The sequence below is a fragment of the Marilutibacter spongiae genome (assembly GCF_014145325.1).
GTDB classification, from domain to species: Bacteria; Pseudomonadota; Gammaproteobacteria; order Xanthomonadales; family Xanthomonadaceae; genus Marilutibacter; species Marilutibacter spongiae.
In genome coordinates this window covers 26,068-41,857 of sequence record NZ_JACHTF010000015.1, presented here as the reverse complement: position 1 = coordinate 41,857, position 15,790 = coordinate 26,068, and the positions used below count along the sequence as shown (strand labels likewise).

13 protein-coding genes are annotated in these 15,790 nt (G+C 72.2%); 3 read left to right on the top strand and 10 right to left on the bottom strand.

Annotated features, from left to right (window positions below; genetic code table 11):
* Positions 1-14: 14 nt before the first annotated feature.
* A complete protein-coding gene (locus H4F98_RS13030) occupies positions 15-1,058 on the top strand; it encodes an oxidoreductase (protein ID WP_182688270.1) in 1,044 nt (347 codons plus the stop codon).
* Positions 1,059-1,396: 338 nt separating this feature from the next.
* Here H4F98_RS13030 and H4F98_RS13025 read toward each other — a convergent pair whose 3' ends face one another.
* From H4F98_RS13025 to lexA, 7 genes are all read right to left on the bottom strand, one after another.
* Positions 1,397-2,428, bottom strand: a complete 1,032-nt coding sequence (locus tag H4F98_RS13025; RefSeq protein WP_246373194.1) for a polysaccharide deacetylase family protein — start codon at positions 2,426-2,428, stop codon at positions 1,397-1,399.
* 153 nt (positions 2,429-2,581) lie between these two features.
* Complete coding sequence (locus H4F98_RS13020) at positions 2,582-3,136, bottom strand: CcdC protein domain-containing protein (protein ID WP_182688269.1); 555 nt, start codon at positions 3,134-3,136, stop codon at positions 2,582-2,584.
* Between the two features lie 84 nt (positions 3,137-3,220).
* Entirely contained in the window at positions 3,221-5,263 is a 2,043-nt protein-coding gene (locus H4F98_RS13015; RefSeq protein ID WP_182688268.1) for a S9 family peptidase, read from the bottom strand.
* Positions 5,264-5,363: 100 nt separating this feature from the next.
* On the bottom strand, positions 5,364-8,612 hold the full coding sequence (locus H4F98_RS13010) for an error-prone DNA polymerase (RefSeq protein ID WP_182688267.1): 3,249 nt from the start codon (positions 8,610-8,612) through the stop codon (positions 5,364-5,366).
* Positions 8,609-10,027, bottom strand: a complete 1,419-nt coding sequence (locus tag H4F98_RS13005; protein ID WP_182688266.1) for a Y-family DNA polymerase — start codon at positions 10,025-10,027, stop codon at positions 8,609-8,611. The genes H4F98_RS13010 and H4F98_RS13005 overlap by 4 nt, the downstream gene beginning before the upstream one ends.
* 9 nt (positions 10,028-10,036) lie before the next feature.
* Positions 10,037-10,672 carry a translesion DNA synthesis-associated protein ImuA gene (imuA, locus tag H4F98_RS13000; protein WP_182688265.1) on the bottom strand — a complete coding sequence of 212 codons (636 nt, stop codon included), beginning with the start codon at positions 10,670-10,672 and terminating at the stop codon, positions 10,037-10,039.
* A gap of 1 nt (position 10,673) precedes the next feature.
* A complete protein-coding gene (lexA, locus tag H4F98_RS12995; protein ID WP_182688328.1) occupies positions 10,674-11,282 on the bottom strand; it encodes a transcriptional repressor LexA in 609 nt (202 codons plus the stop codon).
* 133 nt (positions 11,283-11,415) lie between these two features.
* On the opposite strand from lexA, the gene H4F98_RS12990 reads away from it, so the two are divergent.
* Positions 11,416-12,147, top strand: coding sequence for an SGNH/GDSL hydrolase family protein (locus H4F98_RS12990; RefSeq protein ID WP_182688264.1), 732 nt, complete (start codon positions 11,416-11,418; stop codon positions 12,145-12,147).
* A 184-nt stretch (positions 12,148-12,331) separates the two neighbouring features.
* Positions 12,332-12,796, top strand: coding sequence for a hypothetical protein (locus H4F98_RS12985; protein WP_182688263.1), 465 nt, complete (start codon positions 12,332-12,334; stop codon positions 12,794-12,796).
* A gap of 21 nt (positions 12,797-12,817) precedes the next feature.
* Here the strand turns inward: H4F98_RS12985 and H4F98_RS12980 are convergent, their stop codons facing one another.
* From H4F98_RS12980 to H4F98_RS12970, 3 genes are all read right to left on the bottom strand, one after another.
* Positions 12,818-13,561 carry a class I SAM-dependent methyltransferase gene (locus tag H4F98_RS12980; protein WP_220479214.1) on the bottom strand — a complete coding sequence of 248 codons (744 nt, stop codon included), beginning with the start codon at positions 13,559-13,561 and terminating at the stop codon, positions 12,818-12,820.
* A 102-nt stretch (positions 13,562-13,663) separates the two neighbouring features.
* Positions 13,664-14,137, bottom strand: coding sequence for a YciI family protein (locus tag H4F98_RS12975; protein ID WP_182688262.1), 474 nt, complete (start codon positions 14,135-14,137; stop codon positions 13,664-13,666).
* Positions 14,138-14,213: 76 nt separating this feature from the next.
* Positions 14,214-15,422, bottom strand: a complete 1,209-nt coding sequence (locus tag H4F98_RS12970; RefSeq protein WP_182688261.1) for a phospholipase D-like domain-containing protein — start codon at positions 15,420-15,422, stop codon at positions 14,214-14,216.
* Positions 15,423-15,790 lie beyond the last annotated feature (368 nt).

The window sequence follows — 15,790 nt, the reverse complement described above, 5'->3', positions numbered from 1 at the left end:
TCCGGTCCGAGGCCATGACCCGAAACGACGCCCCCGTCCGCACTGCCCTGATCGGCTACGGCTTCGCAGGTCGCAGCTTCCATGCGCCCCTGGCCATCGCCGCGGGGCTGGCGCTGGAAGTCGTCGGCTCCCGCGATGCCGGGCGCGTGCACGCCGACCTGCCCGGGGTCGACGTCCTGGCCGATCCGATCGCGGTGGCCCAACACCCCGACGTCGAACTGGTGGTCATCGCCACCCCCAATCCCACCCACGCGGCGCTTGCGCGCGCGGCACTGGAAGCAGGCAAGCACGTGGTGGTCGACAAGCCACTGACGCCGACCCTGGCCGAGGCGCGCGCGCTGGCCGCGCTCGCCACCTCGACAGGACGCCTGCTCTCGGTCTTCCAGAACCGGCGCTGGGACAGCGATTTCCTCGCGATCCGCGAGGCCATCGACGCCGGGCGCGTGGGCGAGGCCATGCACGTGGAATCGCGCATCGAACGCTTCCGCCCCCACGTTCGCGACCGTTGGCGCGAACAGGCCGGCGCCGCCAGTGGAGTGTGGTGGGACCTGGGGCCCCATCTCGTCGACCAGGTGCTGCAGCTCTGGGGCCGTCCTGACCGGATCCACGCGGAACTGGCGGCGCAGCGTGCGGGCGCGACGACGGACGACTGGGCGCATGCGGTCCTCCACTTCGGCGAACGCCGGGCGATCCTGCATGCCGGCATGCTGGCGGCCAGCCCGGGCGCGCGCTTCGTCGTCCACGGCACCCGGGGCAGCCTGGTCAAGCGCGGAGCCGATCGCCAGGAGGCGCAGCTGCTCGCCGGCCTGCGTCCGGGCGACGACGACTGGGGCGTGGACCCCGATCCGCTGCTCTGGCGCGATGGCGAGGGTCCGATGCAGGCGCTGCCCACGCCACGTGGCGACCAGGCCACGTACTACCGGCTGCTGGCCGACGCGATCCGCGGCCGGGGGGCCAACCCGGTCCCGCCGATGCAGGCGCTGGAGGTGATGGCGGTGCTCGAGGCCGGTGCCCGGTCGGCGCGCGAGGGGCGGCCCGTGGTGCCCGACTACGACTGAAGGCGGGGCGTGCACGGCGGGGTCACACGTCGCGCGCACACTGTGGAACCTCCCTTCGAGTGGCACGCCATGAGCCTGAAACGACAGTCCCGCCGCTCGACCCGACTGGTCGCCGAAACCGGCGCCGCGTCGGCCGCGGTGATCGCGATGCGGCTGGCGGCGATGGCCGATCCGACCCGCGCCAGCTCGCCTCGCCAGCAGGCCGAGCTGCGGCGGATGGTCCGGGAAAAACAGGTGGCCGGCCAGCAGGGCGCCTGGGATGCCGCCACGCAGCTGGCCCTGTTGCCGACCCGTGCGATGGCCGCCTTCGCCACGCCCGCGGCCCTGACGCCCTCGGGCTACCTGGACGCCTGTGGCAAGCTCGCCGCGCTCTGGCTGGGCGTGGGCAACGCTGCGCTGGCACCGGCGCGACGCAAGGCGGTGGGCAATCGCAAGCGGCTGTCGGGCGCTTCGTCGCGCCGACGCTGAACCCTGTCCGGGATCGCGGCGGCGGGCGCCCCCCCTGCCTCGGCCGCCGGTCGCGCCTGCTGTTCGCGCACGTAGCGCATGATCTGGATGAAGCTGTCCACCCAGTACAAGTCGCGATGGCGGTCGAGATACGCCAGCAGGCCTTCGTGCGCCTCCGGCGACACCGACAGGTAATCGCCACCGATGCCGTGGAAAGTGAGATTGACCATCGTCCCCGCGCGTGCGGCCGCCTCGACGTGTGCGATCAGATCCTCGGCGCTGGCCGCCACGGGCGCCTCGACCGTCACCGCGTACGGGTCGAGCGCGTCCATGTCGGGCGTCACCGCGCCGTCGCCATACTTGATCGCCACGAATGCCGGCGCGACCAGGTCGAGGTAGTTGCCGTCCGCGGCCATGGCGTCGCCGCACGGTACAGTGTAGGTGCGCTCGGTCTCGCCATCGATTGCGTGCAACATCGCGTTTGCGAGCAACACTTCGTCGCGCATGCGCGAGGCAGGGGTGGCGTCGAGATCGTGTTCCGGCGCGACCCAGTCGCGGTCCGGTCCCTTGCCCGAGCACTGGTGGAACAGGCTGTGGTTGCCCAGCTCATGGCCGCCCCGCGCCGCCGCGCGCCAGTCCGCCAGGCGCTCGCGCACCGAAGGCCGCGACAACTGCAGGTAGAAGCTGGCCTTGAACCCGTGGCGGTCCAGCGCCGGAAGGGCGTGGTCGAGTTGCGAGTCGAGCGCATCGTCGTAGGCCAGGCTGACCGCGGCGCGACGGCCCTCGGGCCAGGCGAAGCGCATGGGCTCGGCCGCCGGGGCCGCCAGCGGGAGCGCGAGGAGCGCCGACAGTGCGGCGACGCGCGCCCATCGCATGGGCGCAGCGACGCGACCCGGTGCCGACAGGGGTATGCATGGGTTCATGGCGTGGCTCTTTCCTCACGATGGAAGGCCGGAGCCGCGACTGCATCGCCGGGCGCGGGCGCGGCCGGGCAGCCAGGGGAAGGCCGGCTCGGGTCTGGCATCGTCATCTCCCACCTTGAAACGGTTCGTGTCGCTGGACCCGGCAACACCGCATCAGCGTAGCGCGCCGGACGGACGCAGGCGCCGGTGGCGTCGCCGTATGCCCCAGGCATAGGCGATGGCATAGCCGAGCAGCAGGCCGCCCATCGCCCACAGCCCGCCCGCCTGCACCAGCCCCTGCCAGCCCGATCCGTCGACATCGCCACCCGAGGCCCGGTGCCAGGCCCACCACAGGCCGAGTGCGATCCGCGCCGCGACCAGCAGCGCCAGGGCCAGCGCCATCCAGCGGTTGGGGGTGTAGTACAGCCGCCCCTGCACGGTCTCGAAGCGGGTCAGCCAGAGTCCAGCCAGGCCCAGCAGCGCCCCCACGGCGAGTCCGGCCGCGGCGTCGGGCAAGGCGTCCGGGCTCCAGACACTGCCCAGCCAGGCCGCGAGCAGGAAGCCCGGCAGGGTCGCCAGCAGGCTCCAGGCGTTGAGCGCGACCAGCCAGCCCAGCGCGCGACGGCGCGCGTGGCCGGCACGGTAGCGCTGCCACAGCGACAAAGGCAGCAACACCAGCACCACGGCCAGCAGGACGAGCAGCAGCAGGGGCAGGATGAGCAGGGGCATCGGGCGGTCGCGCCGCGTACGGGCGACCAGGCCCGCGTCCGGCCCCGGCGGCGCGTGCGCCGGCGGGGCCGGTGGCGCGTCGACTCAGCCTGCGGCCTCGCCGTCGGCCGGGGCGTCCCCGCCGGTGTCGCCGGTGTCGCCCGCGCCGGTCGTCGTGTCCGTGCCGGTCGCCGGGTCCGCCTCCGTGCCATCGCCCTTGAGGTAGGTATCGAGGAAGGCCAGGATCTTGCCGTAGCCCTCGATCTGGTTCTTCTTCTTCGAGAAGCCGTGGCCCTCGTCGTCGAACACCACGTACTCGACGGGCACCCCGTTCTTCCTCACCGCGGCGACGATGTCGTCGCTCTCGGGCTTGATCACGCGCGGATCGTTGGCGCCCTGCAACACCATCAGCGGCACGTCGATCTTGTCGGCGTGGAACAGCGGCGAGGTCTCGACGAGGAAGTCGTGCTGGGTCTCCGGGTTGCCGATCTCCTGGTAAAGCGCCTCGCGGAAGCTCTCCCAGTACGGCGGGATCGACTCCAGCGTGCGCACCCAGTTGGCGACGCCGAAGATGTCGACGCCGGTCTTGAACTCACCCGGCTTGAAGGCCAGCGCCGAGAGGACCATGTAGCCGCCGTAGCTGCCGCCGATGATGCCGATGCGGTCCGGATCGACATAATCGAGCGACTGCAGGTACTTCTTGGCCTCGATGGTGTCCCAGAGCGGTTCGCGGCCGTGCTTGCCGTCGTCGGCGGCGAAGAAGGTCTTGCCGTAGCCGCTGGAACCGCGGTTGTTGATGCCCAGCACCACGTAGCCATGGTTGGCCAGGTACTGGATCGTCGCCGAGTGCGCGCGGGTGGTCTGGCCGCCGGGACCGCCATGCACCCATACCAGCGCGGGCACCTTGTTTTCCGCGCTGGCCTGGTGCGGCTTCCACAGGATGTTGGGGATCTCCATGCCATCGAAGCTCTTGAAGCGCACCACGCTGGACTCGACCAGGTCGGCCGGGTCGATCGCCGGGTTCAGCGACGTGGTCAGCTGGCGCGGCTCGCCGCCGTCGAGGTCGACCACGTACAGATCGCTGGGCTGGCGGTCGCCATTGAGGTAGAAGGCGATGCGGTCCTCGCTGTCGGCGATCCGCAGGCCGCGGATCTCGCCGGCCGGCATCTTCGGCAGCCTGACCTCCTCGCCGCTGGCGGTGTCGAACAGCTCGACCCGCGCGCTGCCGTCGTCGTTGACCACCATCGCGAGGTACTTGCCGCCATGCGACAGTGCGGCCGCGACGATGTCCCAGTCGGCCCGCTGCACCGTCTCGTGCTTCCAGCTCGACAGGCTCACCCGGCGCAGCTCGGAAAACTCGCCGGCATCGTTGGCGGTGTAGTACAGCCATTCGCCATCGGGGCTGAAGGCCTGCGCCGAGAACTGCGCCTGGCCCTCGTGCTCGCTGACCCGGGTCTGGCTGCCATCCTCGAGCCTGACCACGAACAGGTCGGAGTCGTTGGTCGAGTTGGCCTTGCCCAGCGCCAGCCAGCGTCCGTCCGGGGAGACCGCCTCGGGTTGCAGGCCGGCTTCGTTGGTGAAGACGCGCTCGCGCGCGTAGCCGTCGGCGGCGTAGCGGTAGAGGTCGAAGAAGCGCGGATCGCGCTCGTTGGTCACCACGAAGAAGTGCGCGCCGTCCTGGCTGAAACCCACCAGCTGCGCCTTCAGGTCCTTGCCCGGTGTCAGGTCCTTCTCGCTGCCGTCGGGGTCGATCACGAACAGGTGGTCGAGTTCGTCGCCGTCGTTGTCGCGGGTGACGAGGACGCGGTCGTCGTTGGGGAAGTAGGCCACCGCGTAGCTGTTGCGGGTGGTCGAATCGGTCACCGGGGTCCAGTCGCCGCCCGCCACCGGCATGGTGTAGGCGTTCCAGACACCGGCCTTGTTGGACGAGAACAGGATGCGCGACTCGTCGGGGCTGAAGGATGCACCCGCCACGCCGACGCTCTCGACGAACTCCTCGATGCTGTACTGGCGGCTCGGGCGCGCCACCGCATCCTCGACCGGCGTGGCGGCGGTGCTGGTCGCGCCTTCGGGCGCCGGTGCGGGTTGGCACGCGACCAGCGGCAGGATGGCGGCCAGCGCAAGGGCGAGCGGAACGGGGCGCAACATGTGCATGGGGTGTCCTCCCTGGATTGAAGGGCCGATGCTGGGCCCTGCCCCGCACGTTTGCAATCGCACCGCCGCCACCGGGCAGTTGCAGGCACCGGGATCAGTGGAAGTCGCGCGAGCGCGGCTGCAGCGCGCCCAGCAGGTGGCTGAGGTCCTCCATGTCGCGGGCGATCAGGTGCTGCACGCCGTCGACGTGCTCCCAGCGACCGCGCACCGCCAGCAGTCGCGCGCCCAGCAGGGCCTTGCGCCGGCGCGCGGCGAGATCGGACCAGACCACCACGTTGACCATGCCGTGCTCGTCCTCGAGGGTCAGGAAAATGGTGCCCTTGGCGGTGGCCGGGCGCTGGCGCTGGGTCACGATGCCGGCGGCATGGACGCCCCGGCCGTGGGCGAGCCCGCGCAACTGGCGCGAATCGAGCACCCGCCGGCGGCGCAGCTGCGCGCGCAGCAACGACAGCGGGTGCGCGCCCAGGCTCAGGCCCAGGCTGCGATAGTCCGCCACCAGGTCCTCGCCGACGCCGGGCGCGGGCAACACGACCGCCTCCTCGTCGGGGCTGCCGGGCAGCAGCGGGCGCTGGCGCTCGATGCCGGCCACCTGCCAGCGCGCGTCGTGGCGGTGCCCGGCCAGGGCCTGCAGGGCCCCGGCCTCGGCCAGGGCCTCGCGCGCCTTCTCGTCGAGTCCGGCGCGCAGGCACAGGTCGCGCACGTCGGCGAAGGCGCGCCGGGCGCGTGCGTCCACGATCGCCCCGGCCATGCCCTGCGCCAGGCCGGCGACCTGGCGCAGGCCCAGCCGGATCGCCGCCTGCCCGCCATCGTCGTGGCCGTGGCGGGGGTGGCCGTCCTCGAGGGTGTTGTCCCAGTCGCTGCGGGTAACGTCCACCGGCCGCACTTCGACGGCGGCGCGGTCGCCGCGGCCGCGGCGCGCGTCCTGCACGATCTGGCTGGCCGAATAGAAACCCATCGGCTGCGCATTGAGCAGGGCGCAGGCGAAGGCCGCCGGCTCGTGCCGCTTGAGCCAGCAGCTGATGTAGACCAGCTTGGCGAAGGAGGCGGCATGGCTTTGCGGGAAGCCATAGGAACCGAAACCCTTGATCTGCTCGAAGACCTGGTCGATGAAACCGTCGGCATAGCCCTTGTCCTGCATCAGCGCGCGGATCTTCACGCGGTGCGGTTCCATGTCGCCGCCGCGGCGCCAGGCCGCCATCGAACGGCGCAGGCCATCGGCCTCCTCGTGCGAGTAACCGGCGTGGATCACCAGTTCCATCACCTGTTCCTGGAACAGCGGGATGCCCAGGGTCGAGCCGAGGATGGACTCGATGCCCGGCGAGGGATAGACCACCGGCTCCCTGCCCTGCCGTCGACGCAGGTAGGGATGCACCATGCCGCCCTGGATCGGTCCCGGGCGGACGATCGCGACCTGGACGACCAGGTCCTGGAAGTTCTGCGGCCGCAGGCGCGGCAGCATGCTCATCTGCGCGCGCGATTCGATCTGGAACACGCCGACCGTGTCCGCGTCCTGGATCATCGCGTAGGTGGGGCCGTCGCCCGCCGGCAGGCGCGCGAGGTCGATGCGGTAACCGCGATGGCGCTCGACCAGGGCCACCGCCTTGCGGATGCAGGTCAGCATGCCCAGGGCCAGGCAGTCGACCTTGAGCATGCGCATCGTCTCCAGGTCGTCCTTGTCCCACTGGATGATGGTGCGGTCGGGCATCGCGGCATTCTCCACCGGCACCACCGTCGACAGCGCCGCGTCGGAGATCACGAAGCCGCCGACATGCTGGGACAGGTGGCGGGGATGTCCCTTCAGCTCGCCGGCGACCGCCATCACCTGCCGGACCAGCGGGTTGTCCGGATCGAAGCCGGCCTCGCGCAGGCGCTGCGCCATCGGCGTGTCGCCATTGCCCCAGCCCTGGCATTCGGCCAACAGCGCGATCTGGTCGGCGGGCAGGCCGAAGGCGCGGGCGACGTCGCGCACGGCGCTCTTGCCGCGGTAGCGGATGACCGTCGCGGCGAGGGCGGCGCGCGTGCGACCGTACTTGGCGTAGACGTACTGCAGGACTTCCTCGCGCCGTTCGTGTTCGAAGTCGACGTCGATGTCGGGCGGCTCGTTGCGCGCCTTCGACAGGAACCGCGCCATCAGCAGGCGGCTCTCGGCGGGATTGACCACGGTGATGCCAAGCGCGAAACAGACCGCCGAGTTGGCCGAGGAGCCGCGCCCCTGGCACAGGATGCCGCGCGAGTTGGCGAAGCGCACGATGTCCTCGACGGTCAGGAAGAAGGCCTCGTACTCGAGCTCGGCGATCAGCGCCAGTTCGGCCTCGACCTGGGCCAGCACCGGCGCCGGCACGCCTTCGGGCCAGCGCTTGCGCAGGCCGGCGAAGGTCAGTTCGCGCAGGCGCCGGGTCGGCGTGAGGCCGCCGGGCACCAGTTCGGCGGGGTAGTCGTAGCGGACCTCGTCGAGGCTGAAGGTGCAGCGCCGGGCCAGCGACACGGCCGCTTCCAGCAGCGCGGGCGGATGGATGTTGCCCAGCGCGCGGCGGCTGCGCAGGTGGCGTTCGCCATTGCGGAACAGCTCGGCGCCGCACTCGGCCAGCGGCCGGTTGTGGCGGATCGCGGTCATCGTGTCCTGGAGGACGCGGCGGCGGCGCAGGTCCATGTGGACGTCGCCCGCCGCGACCGGGGTCATGCGCAGCCGCCGCGCGAGGGCCAGCAACTGCGACAGGCGCAATGCGTCGTCGCGGTCGCGGTGCAGCTCCACCGCGAGATGGGCGCGCGCGCCCAGGCAGGCCTGCAGCCACGCGCCCTGCGCGGGATCGGGATCGGCGCCGGGCACCCACAGCGCGAACAGTCCGGCATCCGTGGGATCGCCCTCGCCCAGCACCTGCTCCAGGTCGTCGCGCGCCAGCCGGTATTCGCCCTTGGGCGCGGCCCGGCGCGCGCGCGTGATCAGCTCGCACAGGCGCACGTAGCCGGCGTGGTTTTCCACCAGCAACACGCACTTGAGCCCGCAGGCCAGGGTGAACTCGCTGCCCACCACCAGTTTCAGCCCGGTCGCCCGCGACGCCTCCAGCCCGCGCACGATGCCGGCCAGCGAACATTCGTCGGTGATCGCCAGCGCCTCGTAGCCGCATTGGCGCGCCCGCGCGAACAGGGCCTCGGCGCTGGAGGCCCCGCGCAGGAAGGAAAAATCCGACAGGCAGTGCAGTTCGGCGTAGGCCGGCAGCCCGTCGCCCGGCGCGGCATCGTCGTTGGCCGCGCCGCCGAGCCGCCGGGCCACCTCCCAGGCGCGCGGCGGGCGGCCGCCGGGGGTGTCGCGGTCCACGCCGTCGACGGCGTCGTCCCAGCTCATGCGAACCACCCGTGCAGCATCCAGCCGTCGCGTTCGCCGGGCGGGGCATAGGCCCAGGCACGCTGGCCCTGCGCGGTCTCGAGCACGTAATAGTCGCGGCGGGCGTCGTCGCCATCCCACCAACCGCTTTCCAGCCGTTCGGGGCCGGAGACGATGCGCGGGCGGGGCTCGCGCAGGGGCAACGGGCGCGGCAACAGCCACAGCGGGCGCGGCGGACGGGCAGGCGCGTCGGCGAAGCTCGCCTGTTCGCCCTGCACCGGGCGCCAGGCCCTTTCGGGCCGGGGATCGGTGCCGGCCGCGACCCGGTAGACGGCCTCGTCGCCCAGGCGCGAACGCAGGCGTTCGCGCAGTTGCGGCCACGGCAACTGCTGCTGGCTGCGGGTATCGAACAGGTCGCGGGTGGCCGGGATGAAGGGCGGCAACTCCCGGGCCAGCAGGCGCAGCGCGACCACCGGCCGGTCGATGGCCACGCGCTCGAGGCGGTGGCGGGTGAGCTCGAACAGCATGCCCGGCTCGCGCTCGGCGGCCAGCAGGCCAACCTCGACGTCGGTATGCCCGGCCTCGTGCTCCAGTCGCAGGCGGAAACGCTGCACGCCGCCGTCGCGGACCGAGAGGTAGGTGCACAGGTCGCCGACCAGGCGACGCAGGGGGAACAGCAGGGCGGTATGGCTCTCGACTTCGTAGCCCATCTCCACCCGTGCATCGAAATGATCCGGCGGCGCATGGCAGTCCAGGGGATCGTCGGCGTTGCCGTACAGCCGGTCCAGGTGGTCGAGCATGGGCAGGCCGAAGCGGCGGCGCAGCGCGTCGCGCGGCAAGGCGCGCAGGCGCCGCAGGTCGTCGATGCCCATGCGCTGCAGGCGCTCGCCGCCGTCGCCGGGCAGCCGTGCGCGGCGCACGGGCACGCGGTCGAGCACCTGGGCCATGGCGGCCGGGTTGGAGACGGCCAGGCCGTCGCGCAGGCCGGCGAAGACATGCGCCGCCCTCGGCGTGGGCGCGAGCGCGATGCGATGCTGGAACCCCAGCGCGTCGAGCTCCTCGCGCAGGCGGGCCTCGATGCGCGGCCACGGGCCCAGCAGGCGGAAGCTGGCGCGTACTTCCAGCACCACGCATCCGGGCCACTGCACGCTGACCAGGGAGCTGTAACGGTAGGCCCACGCGGCCAGGAAGCCCTGGCATCGCAACGTCTCGCGCGGGTCGTGCTCGACCATCGCGAACTCCGGCAACAAGGCATGCGCGGCGGTCAGCCGCATGCCCGGCTGCAGGCCGGCCTCGCGGGCGGCGGCATTGACCGCATGCAGGCTGCGCAGCTGCGCCGGCCCTTCGACCAGCGCCAGGGGACGCACGGGATCAGGGTGTCGGCGAAGGACGGCGTCCAGCGCCAGTTGCGGCAGCAGTACACAGGCCCACAACATGCATGCGCCTCAACATGCGTCCAGCGCGAAGGCCCGGCCCGGCACCGGGCCGCCCCGGCACTTGCGGACCTGCCAGGCGAGCCGCCCGCCCGCCTCGGGGCAGGCTTCCAGGCGCAAGGCCGCCGGCGAGGGGTTCGCCGCATGGCGGCTGTCGCGCAGGGCGAAGCCCAGGCAATCGCCGCCATCGGCCGCCACCTGCAGGCGCCGCAGGGCCTGGGGGCCGGCCTGGCCCGGCCAGCCCAGCACCGCCGCGCAGGCGCCGCTGCGCAGGCACTGCTCGAAGGCCCACAGGGCATCGCGGGGGGCGGCCTCGACGATCTCGAGCCGGGCCAGCGCCACGCCCCCGGCCTGCCAGGCCGGGGCGTAGGGCAGGTAGGGCGGCGCGATCACCGCCACGGTGGCCCCGGCCGCGGTCAGCCGCGCGAGGGTCGGCAGCAACAGGGCGAGCTCGCCCACGCCATCGGCCGGCAGCAGCAGTTCGGTCAGGGCCCGTCGTGGCCAGCCGCCCTGCGGCAACAGGGCATCGAGGGCGGCGTGCCCGGTGGGCTCGCCATCCAGGCGCGGCGCGGCATGGCGGCCGGCATGCCAGAGCGTGCGCGCCGCGAGCATGGCGTCCAGGTCGGGAACGGCGGACAGCGCGGCCATCTCAGCCCTGCCGCACCAGGCCGCAATACACGCCCTCGATGGCGAAGTCCTGCCCGGGATGCACGTCGATCGGGGCATGCGCGGGATTGCGCGGCAGCAGGCGCACGCGCCGCCAGTCGCGCTGCAGGCGCTTGATCGTCAGCTCGCCGTCCACCCGGGCCACCACCGTCTGCCCGTCGTGGGCATCGGCGCTGCGGCGGACCCCGACCAGGTCGCCGTCGAGGATGCCGTCGTCGATCATCGAGTCGCCTTCCACCTGCAACAGGTAATCGGGACGCGGCGAGAACACCCGCGGGTCCAGCCAGAGCTGGCGGTCGAGACCGATGTCGGCGCCGACCGGCACGCCCGCCGCGACCCGGCCGAGCACCTGCAGCGGCAAAAGCTCCACCCCGCCCCCGGGCAGCCTCAGGCCTCGCTTGCGCCCCGGCGCCTGCTCGAGCAGGCCGTCGGCGACGAGCGCCTGCACATGCTTGTGGGCGGCATTGCGCGAGGCGAAGCCGAAGGCCCCGGCCACCTCGGCCAGGCTGGGCGAACGCCCGGCCATCAGCTCGCCGCGCAGGAAGGCCAGCACGGCGGCGCGTTGGGGCGGCAGGGTATCGTCGGTCTCCATGGTGTACATTTGTACACCTTCCGGTCGCACAAGGCGAGACCGGTCGTCGCCGGCATGGCGCCAATGCACCGACCTGGACAAGCCCATGCCCCCGGGTCCTGCCTAGACTGGAGCCCCGCCCACGCCTGCCTGCATGTCCCTGCGTTCCGCCATGTGCCTGACGATCGCGCTGCTGCTCGCCTGGACGGCACCGTCCCCGGGCGCGCCGCCGGTGCGACCGCTGCGCATCCTGTTCGTGGGCAACAGCCACGTCGCCACCCATGACCTTCCCGCCCTGGTAACGACGCTGGCGGGGCACCAGGGCGTGGCGCTCGACATCGAGCCGCTGGCCATGCCCGGGCATTCGCTGGCCGACCATCTTGCCGGCCAGCGCCTGCAACGGGCGCTCGCCCGCCCCTGGGACTGGGTCGTGCTGCAGCAGGGTCCGTCGGCGCGGCCCGCCAGCCGCGCCGAGCTGATCGCCAGTACCGGGACGATCGCCGCCCGGTTGCGCGGACGCCCCGTCCGCATCGCCCTCATGTCGACCTGGCCCGACCAGCGGCATCGCCGCGACACCCTGGCCGCCGAAACCAGCTACCGCGAGGCGGCCGAGGCCATCGGCGCCTGCGTGCTGCCCGTCGCCACCGCGTGGCGCCATGCCCTCGCCTCCGACGAGCCGCCCCACCTCTACCAGGGCGACCGCCTGCATGCGACGGCGACGGGCGCGGTGCTGGCCGCGCTCGCCATCGTCCCGGCCTTCACGGACGGCGAGGGCATCGACCGCTCGATCGACGCCGCAGCGAGCGGCGACGAGGCACGCGTACTGCAAGGACTGGCGGCGGCGGCCGCGCGTGCCTACCGCGACGAGCCCCTGCGCTGCCACTGAGGCCGGCGATGCCCGCATGGGCCGGGGCGCGCAACCGCGACGCCCGCCCGGGAGCCCGGCCCGGCTTTGGCTTACCATGCGCCCACAGGCCGTGGCCGGTCGCGGGCCGTGGAAACGCGCGTCGCGATGGCCCGGGCATGCCCCGCCCGACGGCCGTCCCACCCTTCAAGCCAAGGAAGCCACCATGAAGACCAAGACGCTGTTCGCCACCCTGTTCCTCGCCGCCGCGGGCCTGTGCGCGTCGCTCCAGGCCAGCGCCCAGGAAGTGGGCATCCGCAAGGGCGAAGTCACCGCGATCGCCCCGGTCGAGGTCGAGGCGCCGCCGGCGCAGCCCGCACGCAGCTCCGCCACCGGCGGCGCGCTCAGCCGCTCACTCAGCCGCCTGGCCGGCCGCGCCGCGGCCCGTGCCACCGGCGGGTACTCCTACGATGCCTACGATGTCGCCAGCAGCGCCACGCGCGACGCCACCGATGCCGCCGCCGAGGTCGCCAACGCGCCGAAGGCGGGCGTCGCCTACATGGTCATGATCCGATTCGACGACGGCAGCGAGTCGGCCATCCAGACCGACGACGCCAGCAAGCTGGCCGTGGGCGGCCGCGTGCGCGTGCTCGGTTCGGGCAGCAGCGCCCAGCTCATCCCGGGCGACTGAGCCAGGTCCCGCGGCGCAGGGCTACCGGTCCTGCGTGCGGCGGAACACCACCACGTGCTGCTGGCGCAGCGAACCGACCGTCCGCTCCCAGGCCAGGCCGTGCGCCTCCGCTTCCCGCCGGATCTGGCGCTCGCTCATCTTGTGCAGCGGCTTGATCGGCACCGCGTCGTCCTCGGCGCGGTACTCGACGAAGACCACGCGTCCACCCGGCTTCAGCGCGCGGACCAGCGCATCGAGCATCTCGGCCGGGTACTCCAGCTCGTGGTAGACATCGACCATCAACGCCAGGTCGATGCTGCCGGGCTCGAGGTTCGGGTCGCGGGCGCCGCCGAGCACCGGCACCACTTCGCCGTCCTCGACCCCGGCGGCCACCTCGCGCAGCATGGCCACCATCTCCGGTTGCACGTCGACGGCGTACACGCGGCCGCCGGGAGCCACCCTGGGGGCGATCCGGCGGGTGAAGTAGCCGCTGCCCGCGCCGATGTCGGCGACCGTCATGCCCGGCGCCAGGTCCAGCGCGCGCAGCAGGCGGCTGCCGCGCTCCTCGCGTTCGCGCTCGCGCCGTTCCAGCCACTGCGCGCCCTGCCAGCCCATGATCGACGCGATCTCGCGGCCCATGTAGGCCTTGCCGATGCCATCGCGCGTCGCCTCGACCTGCGTATAGCCCGAAGACGCGTCGGCCGGAGCATCCTGGGCGCGGAGCGGACTCCCGGCCAGGCTCACGCCCAGCAGGAACGTGAACAGCATGCGTCCGCGTATCGACATGGCCGGGCCTCCGCGTTACGAGAGGCCGCCAGCCTAACCGGCGACCGGTTCGCCGGGCTTCACGCCGTCGCCACCGGGACGCAGGTGCCGGTCGCCCCGCGCTCAGGGACTCGCGCGGGCGATGCGCGCGTGCACCTCGTTGACGCCCATCAGCGCGGCCGATCCGTAATAGGCATGGAACTCGGGCACCATTTCGCCTTGCGCGACCACCGGGTCGGTGGCGACGATCGCCTTCGCCGCCTCGACGTCATCGATCGCGAGCACGAACAGGCCACGCCAGCCGTCGACGCCGTCCAATGGGCCGGCCAGGACCAGGGTGCCCGCGTCGGCGAGGCGCTTCATGTTGGCGAAATGCCCCTTGAACATCGCGTCGCGCGAAGCACCCGCGGGCACCGGGGTGTCGCTGGACTTCAGGATCACCAGCACATAGCGGCGCATGCCGTACTCGTCGGCACCCAGCTTTTCGGCAAGCGCGGCATCGTGGCCCGCCGGCACGGGCGACGGCTCCGAGGCCAATGCCGTGCCGGCCATCGCGATCGACATCGCCAGCAGCCATCGAATACACGATCCACGCATGTCCACGCTCCCGGAGGCCGGCCTCCAGCATACGCCAGCGCCCTTCCGGTCCGACGCCTTCCGGGCACCGCGGTGCCTAGAGCTGCGACTTGAACGGCCGCACCACCTTCTCCAGGCACTTCTGCCGCCACGGCCGCTGCCGCCAGGCGTCGTGGGTGTAGGCCCGGGTGCGCTCGAGGTCGGCCTCGTAGACCGCCGTCATCGCCTCGGCGAACGCCGTGTCGTAGAGGTTGAGGTTGGCCTCGTCGTTCAGGCGGAAGGAGCGCATGTCGAAGTTGGTGGAGCCGACCGACACCAGCGCGCGGTCGACGATCAGCATCTTGTTGTGGAACATCGTCGGGCGGTACTCGTGGATCTCCACGCCGGCCAACAGCAGTTCGCCCCAGGCGGCCCTGGACGCGATGCGGACGACCTTCGAGTCGATGTGTTGGCCCGGCACCGTGATGCGCACGCGCACCCCGCGCGCGCAGGCCGCCACCAGGGCTTCGACCGCCAGCGGGTCGGGGACGAAGTACGCCGCCTGCAGGTCGATGCTGTGCTCGGCGGCGGCGATCGCCATCAGGTACATGATGTGCATGCTCTCCGCGCCCCCGGCCGGCGAGGCCACGAACAGGTGCGCGTGGGTGTCCCCGACGCGGTGCAGCTCGGGGAAGAAGTCCTCGCCGTTGAGCACCTGGCCGGTGGTCTTGATCCAGTTGTCGTTGAAGGCGGTCTGCATCTGCGCGACGACCGGCCCTTCCACGCGGAAATGCATGTCGCGCCAATGGTCGGGATCCTGCGCGTCGCCTTCCCAGGGGTCCGCGATCCCCACGCCGCCGGTGAACCCCACCGTGCCGTCCACCACGAGCAGCTTGCGGTGGGTTCGGTTGTTCATGCGGCCGAAGTTGTACCAGTTCAGCGGCCGGTAGCGGACCAGGCGGACACCCGCGGCTTCCATGCGCTCGAGCAGGGACTGCTCCATCTTCGCGCTGCCCACCCAGTCGATCAGCATGTGCACCCTGACGCCTGCCCGCGCGCGCTCGGAGAGCGCATCGGCGAACACCCGGCCGATCTCGCCCGACCAGTAGATGTAGGTCTCGAAGGTGATCGTCGTGCGGGCCGCGCGGATGGCCTCCAGCATCGCCGGGAAGATTTCCGCGCCGTTGCGCAGTGGCGTCACGCGGTTGCCGGGGAGGATGGCGGGCCCGAGCATGACGCCCATCTCGCGCAGGAACTGCGGCGACTCCACCGGGCACTGGTGCGCGAGCGTGTATCGGATCTGTTTGTCGGGGGTGGAAAAGATCATCCGGTGGCGTGCTCCGGTCGGGACCCGTGGCGGGACTCGCCCATCGCGGGTACGGGCCGGCCACGAGGCGCGGGCGAGCAGTGGAGCATCGGCGGTCGCGCGTGGTGCGGACGTGAACCGGACGCACCGGCTGAGAGCGGCCGGCATGCAACGGGCGCGTCGCCGCGACCGGGTCGCCGTTGCGACTGAACGGCCGCCATACGCATTCACGCCATCTCTCCAAGGCCTTCACCGGCCGCGCGCAACACTCCTTGCCCGCCCCCGCAAAGGAGTTCGCATGGCCAGCCGCAGCAAGAAGGCGACACCCGCCCCACGTTCCAGGACCGGACAGAAGGACGCGCAGCGGCGCGGCAGCGGCGGCGAACCGC

What these genes read in the sequence shown, in the direction of transcription:
- H4F98_RS13020 (WP_182688269.1), bottom strand. Translation starts at nt 3,136, where the DNA reads ATGCCCCTGCTCATCCTGCCCCTGCTGCTGCTCGTCCTGCTGGCCGTG.
- H4F98_RS12985 (WP_182688263.1), top strand. Translation starts at nt 12,332, where the DNA reads ATGAAGACCAAGACGCTGTTCGCCACCCTGTTCCTCGCCGCCGCGGGC.
- H4F98_RS12970 (WP_182688261.1), bottom strand. Translation starts at nt 15,422, where the DNA reads ATGATCTTTTCCACCCCCGACAAACAGATCCGATACACGCTCGCGCAC.
- lexA (WP_182688328.1), bottom strand. Translation starts at nt 11,282, where the DNA reads ATGGAGACCGACGATACCCTGCCGCCCCAACGCGCCGCCGTGCTGGCC.
- H4F98_RS13030 (WP_182688270.1), top strand. Translation starts at nt 15, where the DNA reads ATGACCCGAAACGACGCCCCCGTCCGCACTGCCCTGATCGGCTACGGC.
- imuA (WP_182688265.1), bottom strand. Translation starts at nt 10,672, where the DNA reads ATGGCCGCGCTGTCCGCCGTTCCCGACCTGGACGCCATGCTCGCGGCG.
- H4F98_RS12980 (WP_220479214.1), bottom strand. Translation starts at nt 13,561, where the DNA reads ATGTCGATACGCGGACGCATGCTGTTCACGTTCCTGCTGGGCGTGAGC.
- H4F98_RS13015 (WP_182688268.1), bottom strand. Translation starts at nt 5,263, where the DNA reads ATGTTGCGCCCCGTTCCGCTCGCCCTTGCGCTGGCCGCCATCCTGCCG.
- H4F98_RS12990 (WP_182688264.1), top strand. Translation starts at nt 11,416, where the DNA reads ATGTCCCTGCGTTCCGCCATGTGCCTGACGATCGCGCTGCTGCTCGCC.
- H4F98_RS13025 (WP_246373194.1), bottom strand. Translation starts at nt 2,428, where the DNA reads ATGAACCCATGCATACCCCTGTCGGCACCGGGTCGCGTCGCTGCGCCC.
- H4F98_RS12975 (WP_182688262.1), bottom strand. Translation starts at nt 14,137, where the DNA reads ATGCGTGGATCGTGTATTCGATGGCTGCTGGCGATGTCGATCGCGATG.
- H4F98_RS13005 (WP_182688266.1), bottom strand. Translation starts at nt 10,027, where the DNA reads ATGTTGTGGGCCTGTGTACTGCTGCCGCAACTGGCGCTGGACGCCGTC.
- H4F98_RS13010 (WP_182688267.1), bottom strand. Translation starts at nt 8,612, where the DNA reads ATGAGCTGGGACGACGCCGTCGACGGCGTGGACCGCGACACCCCCGGC.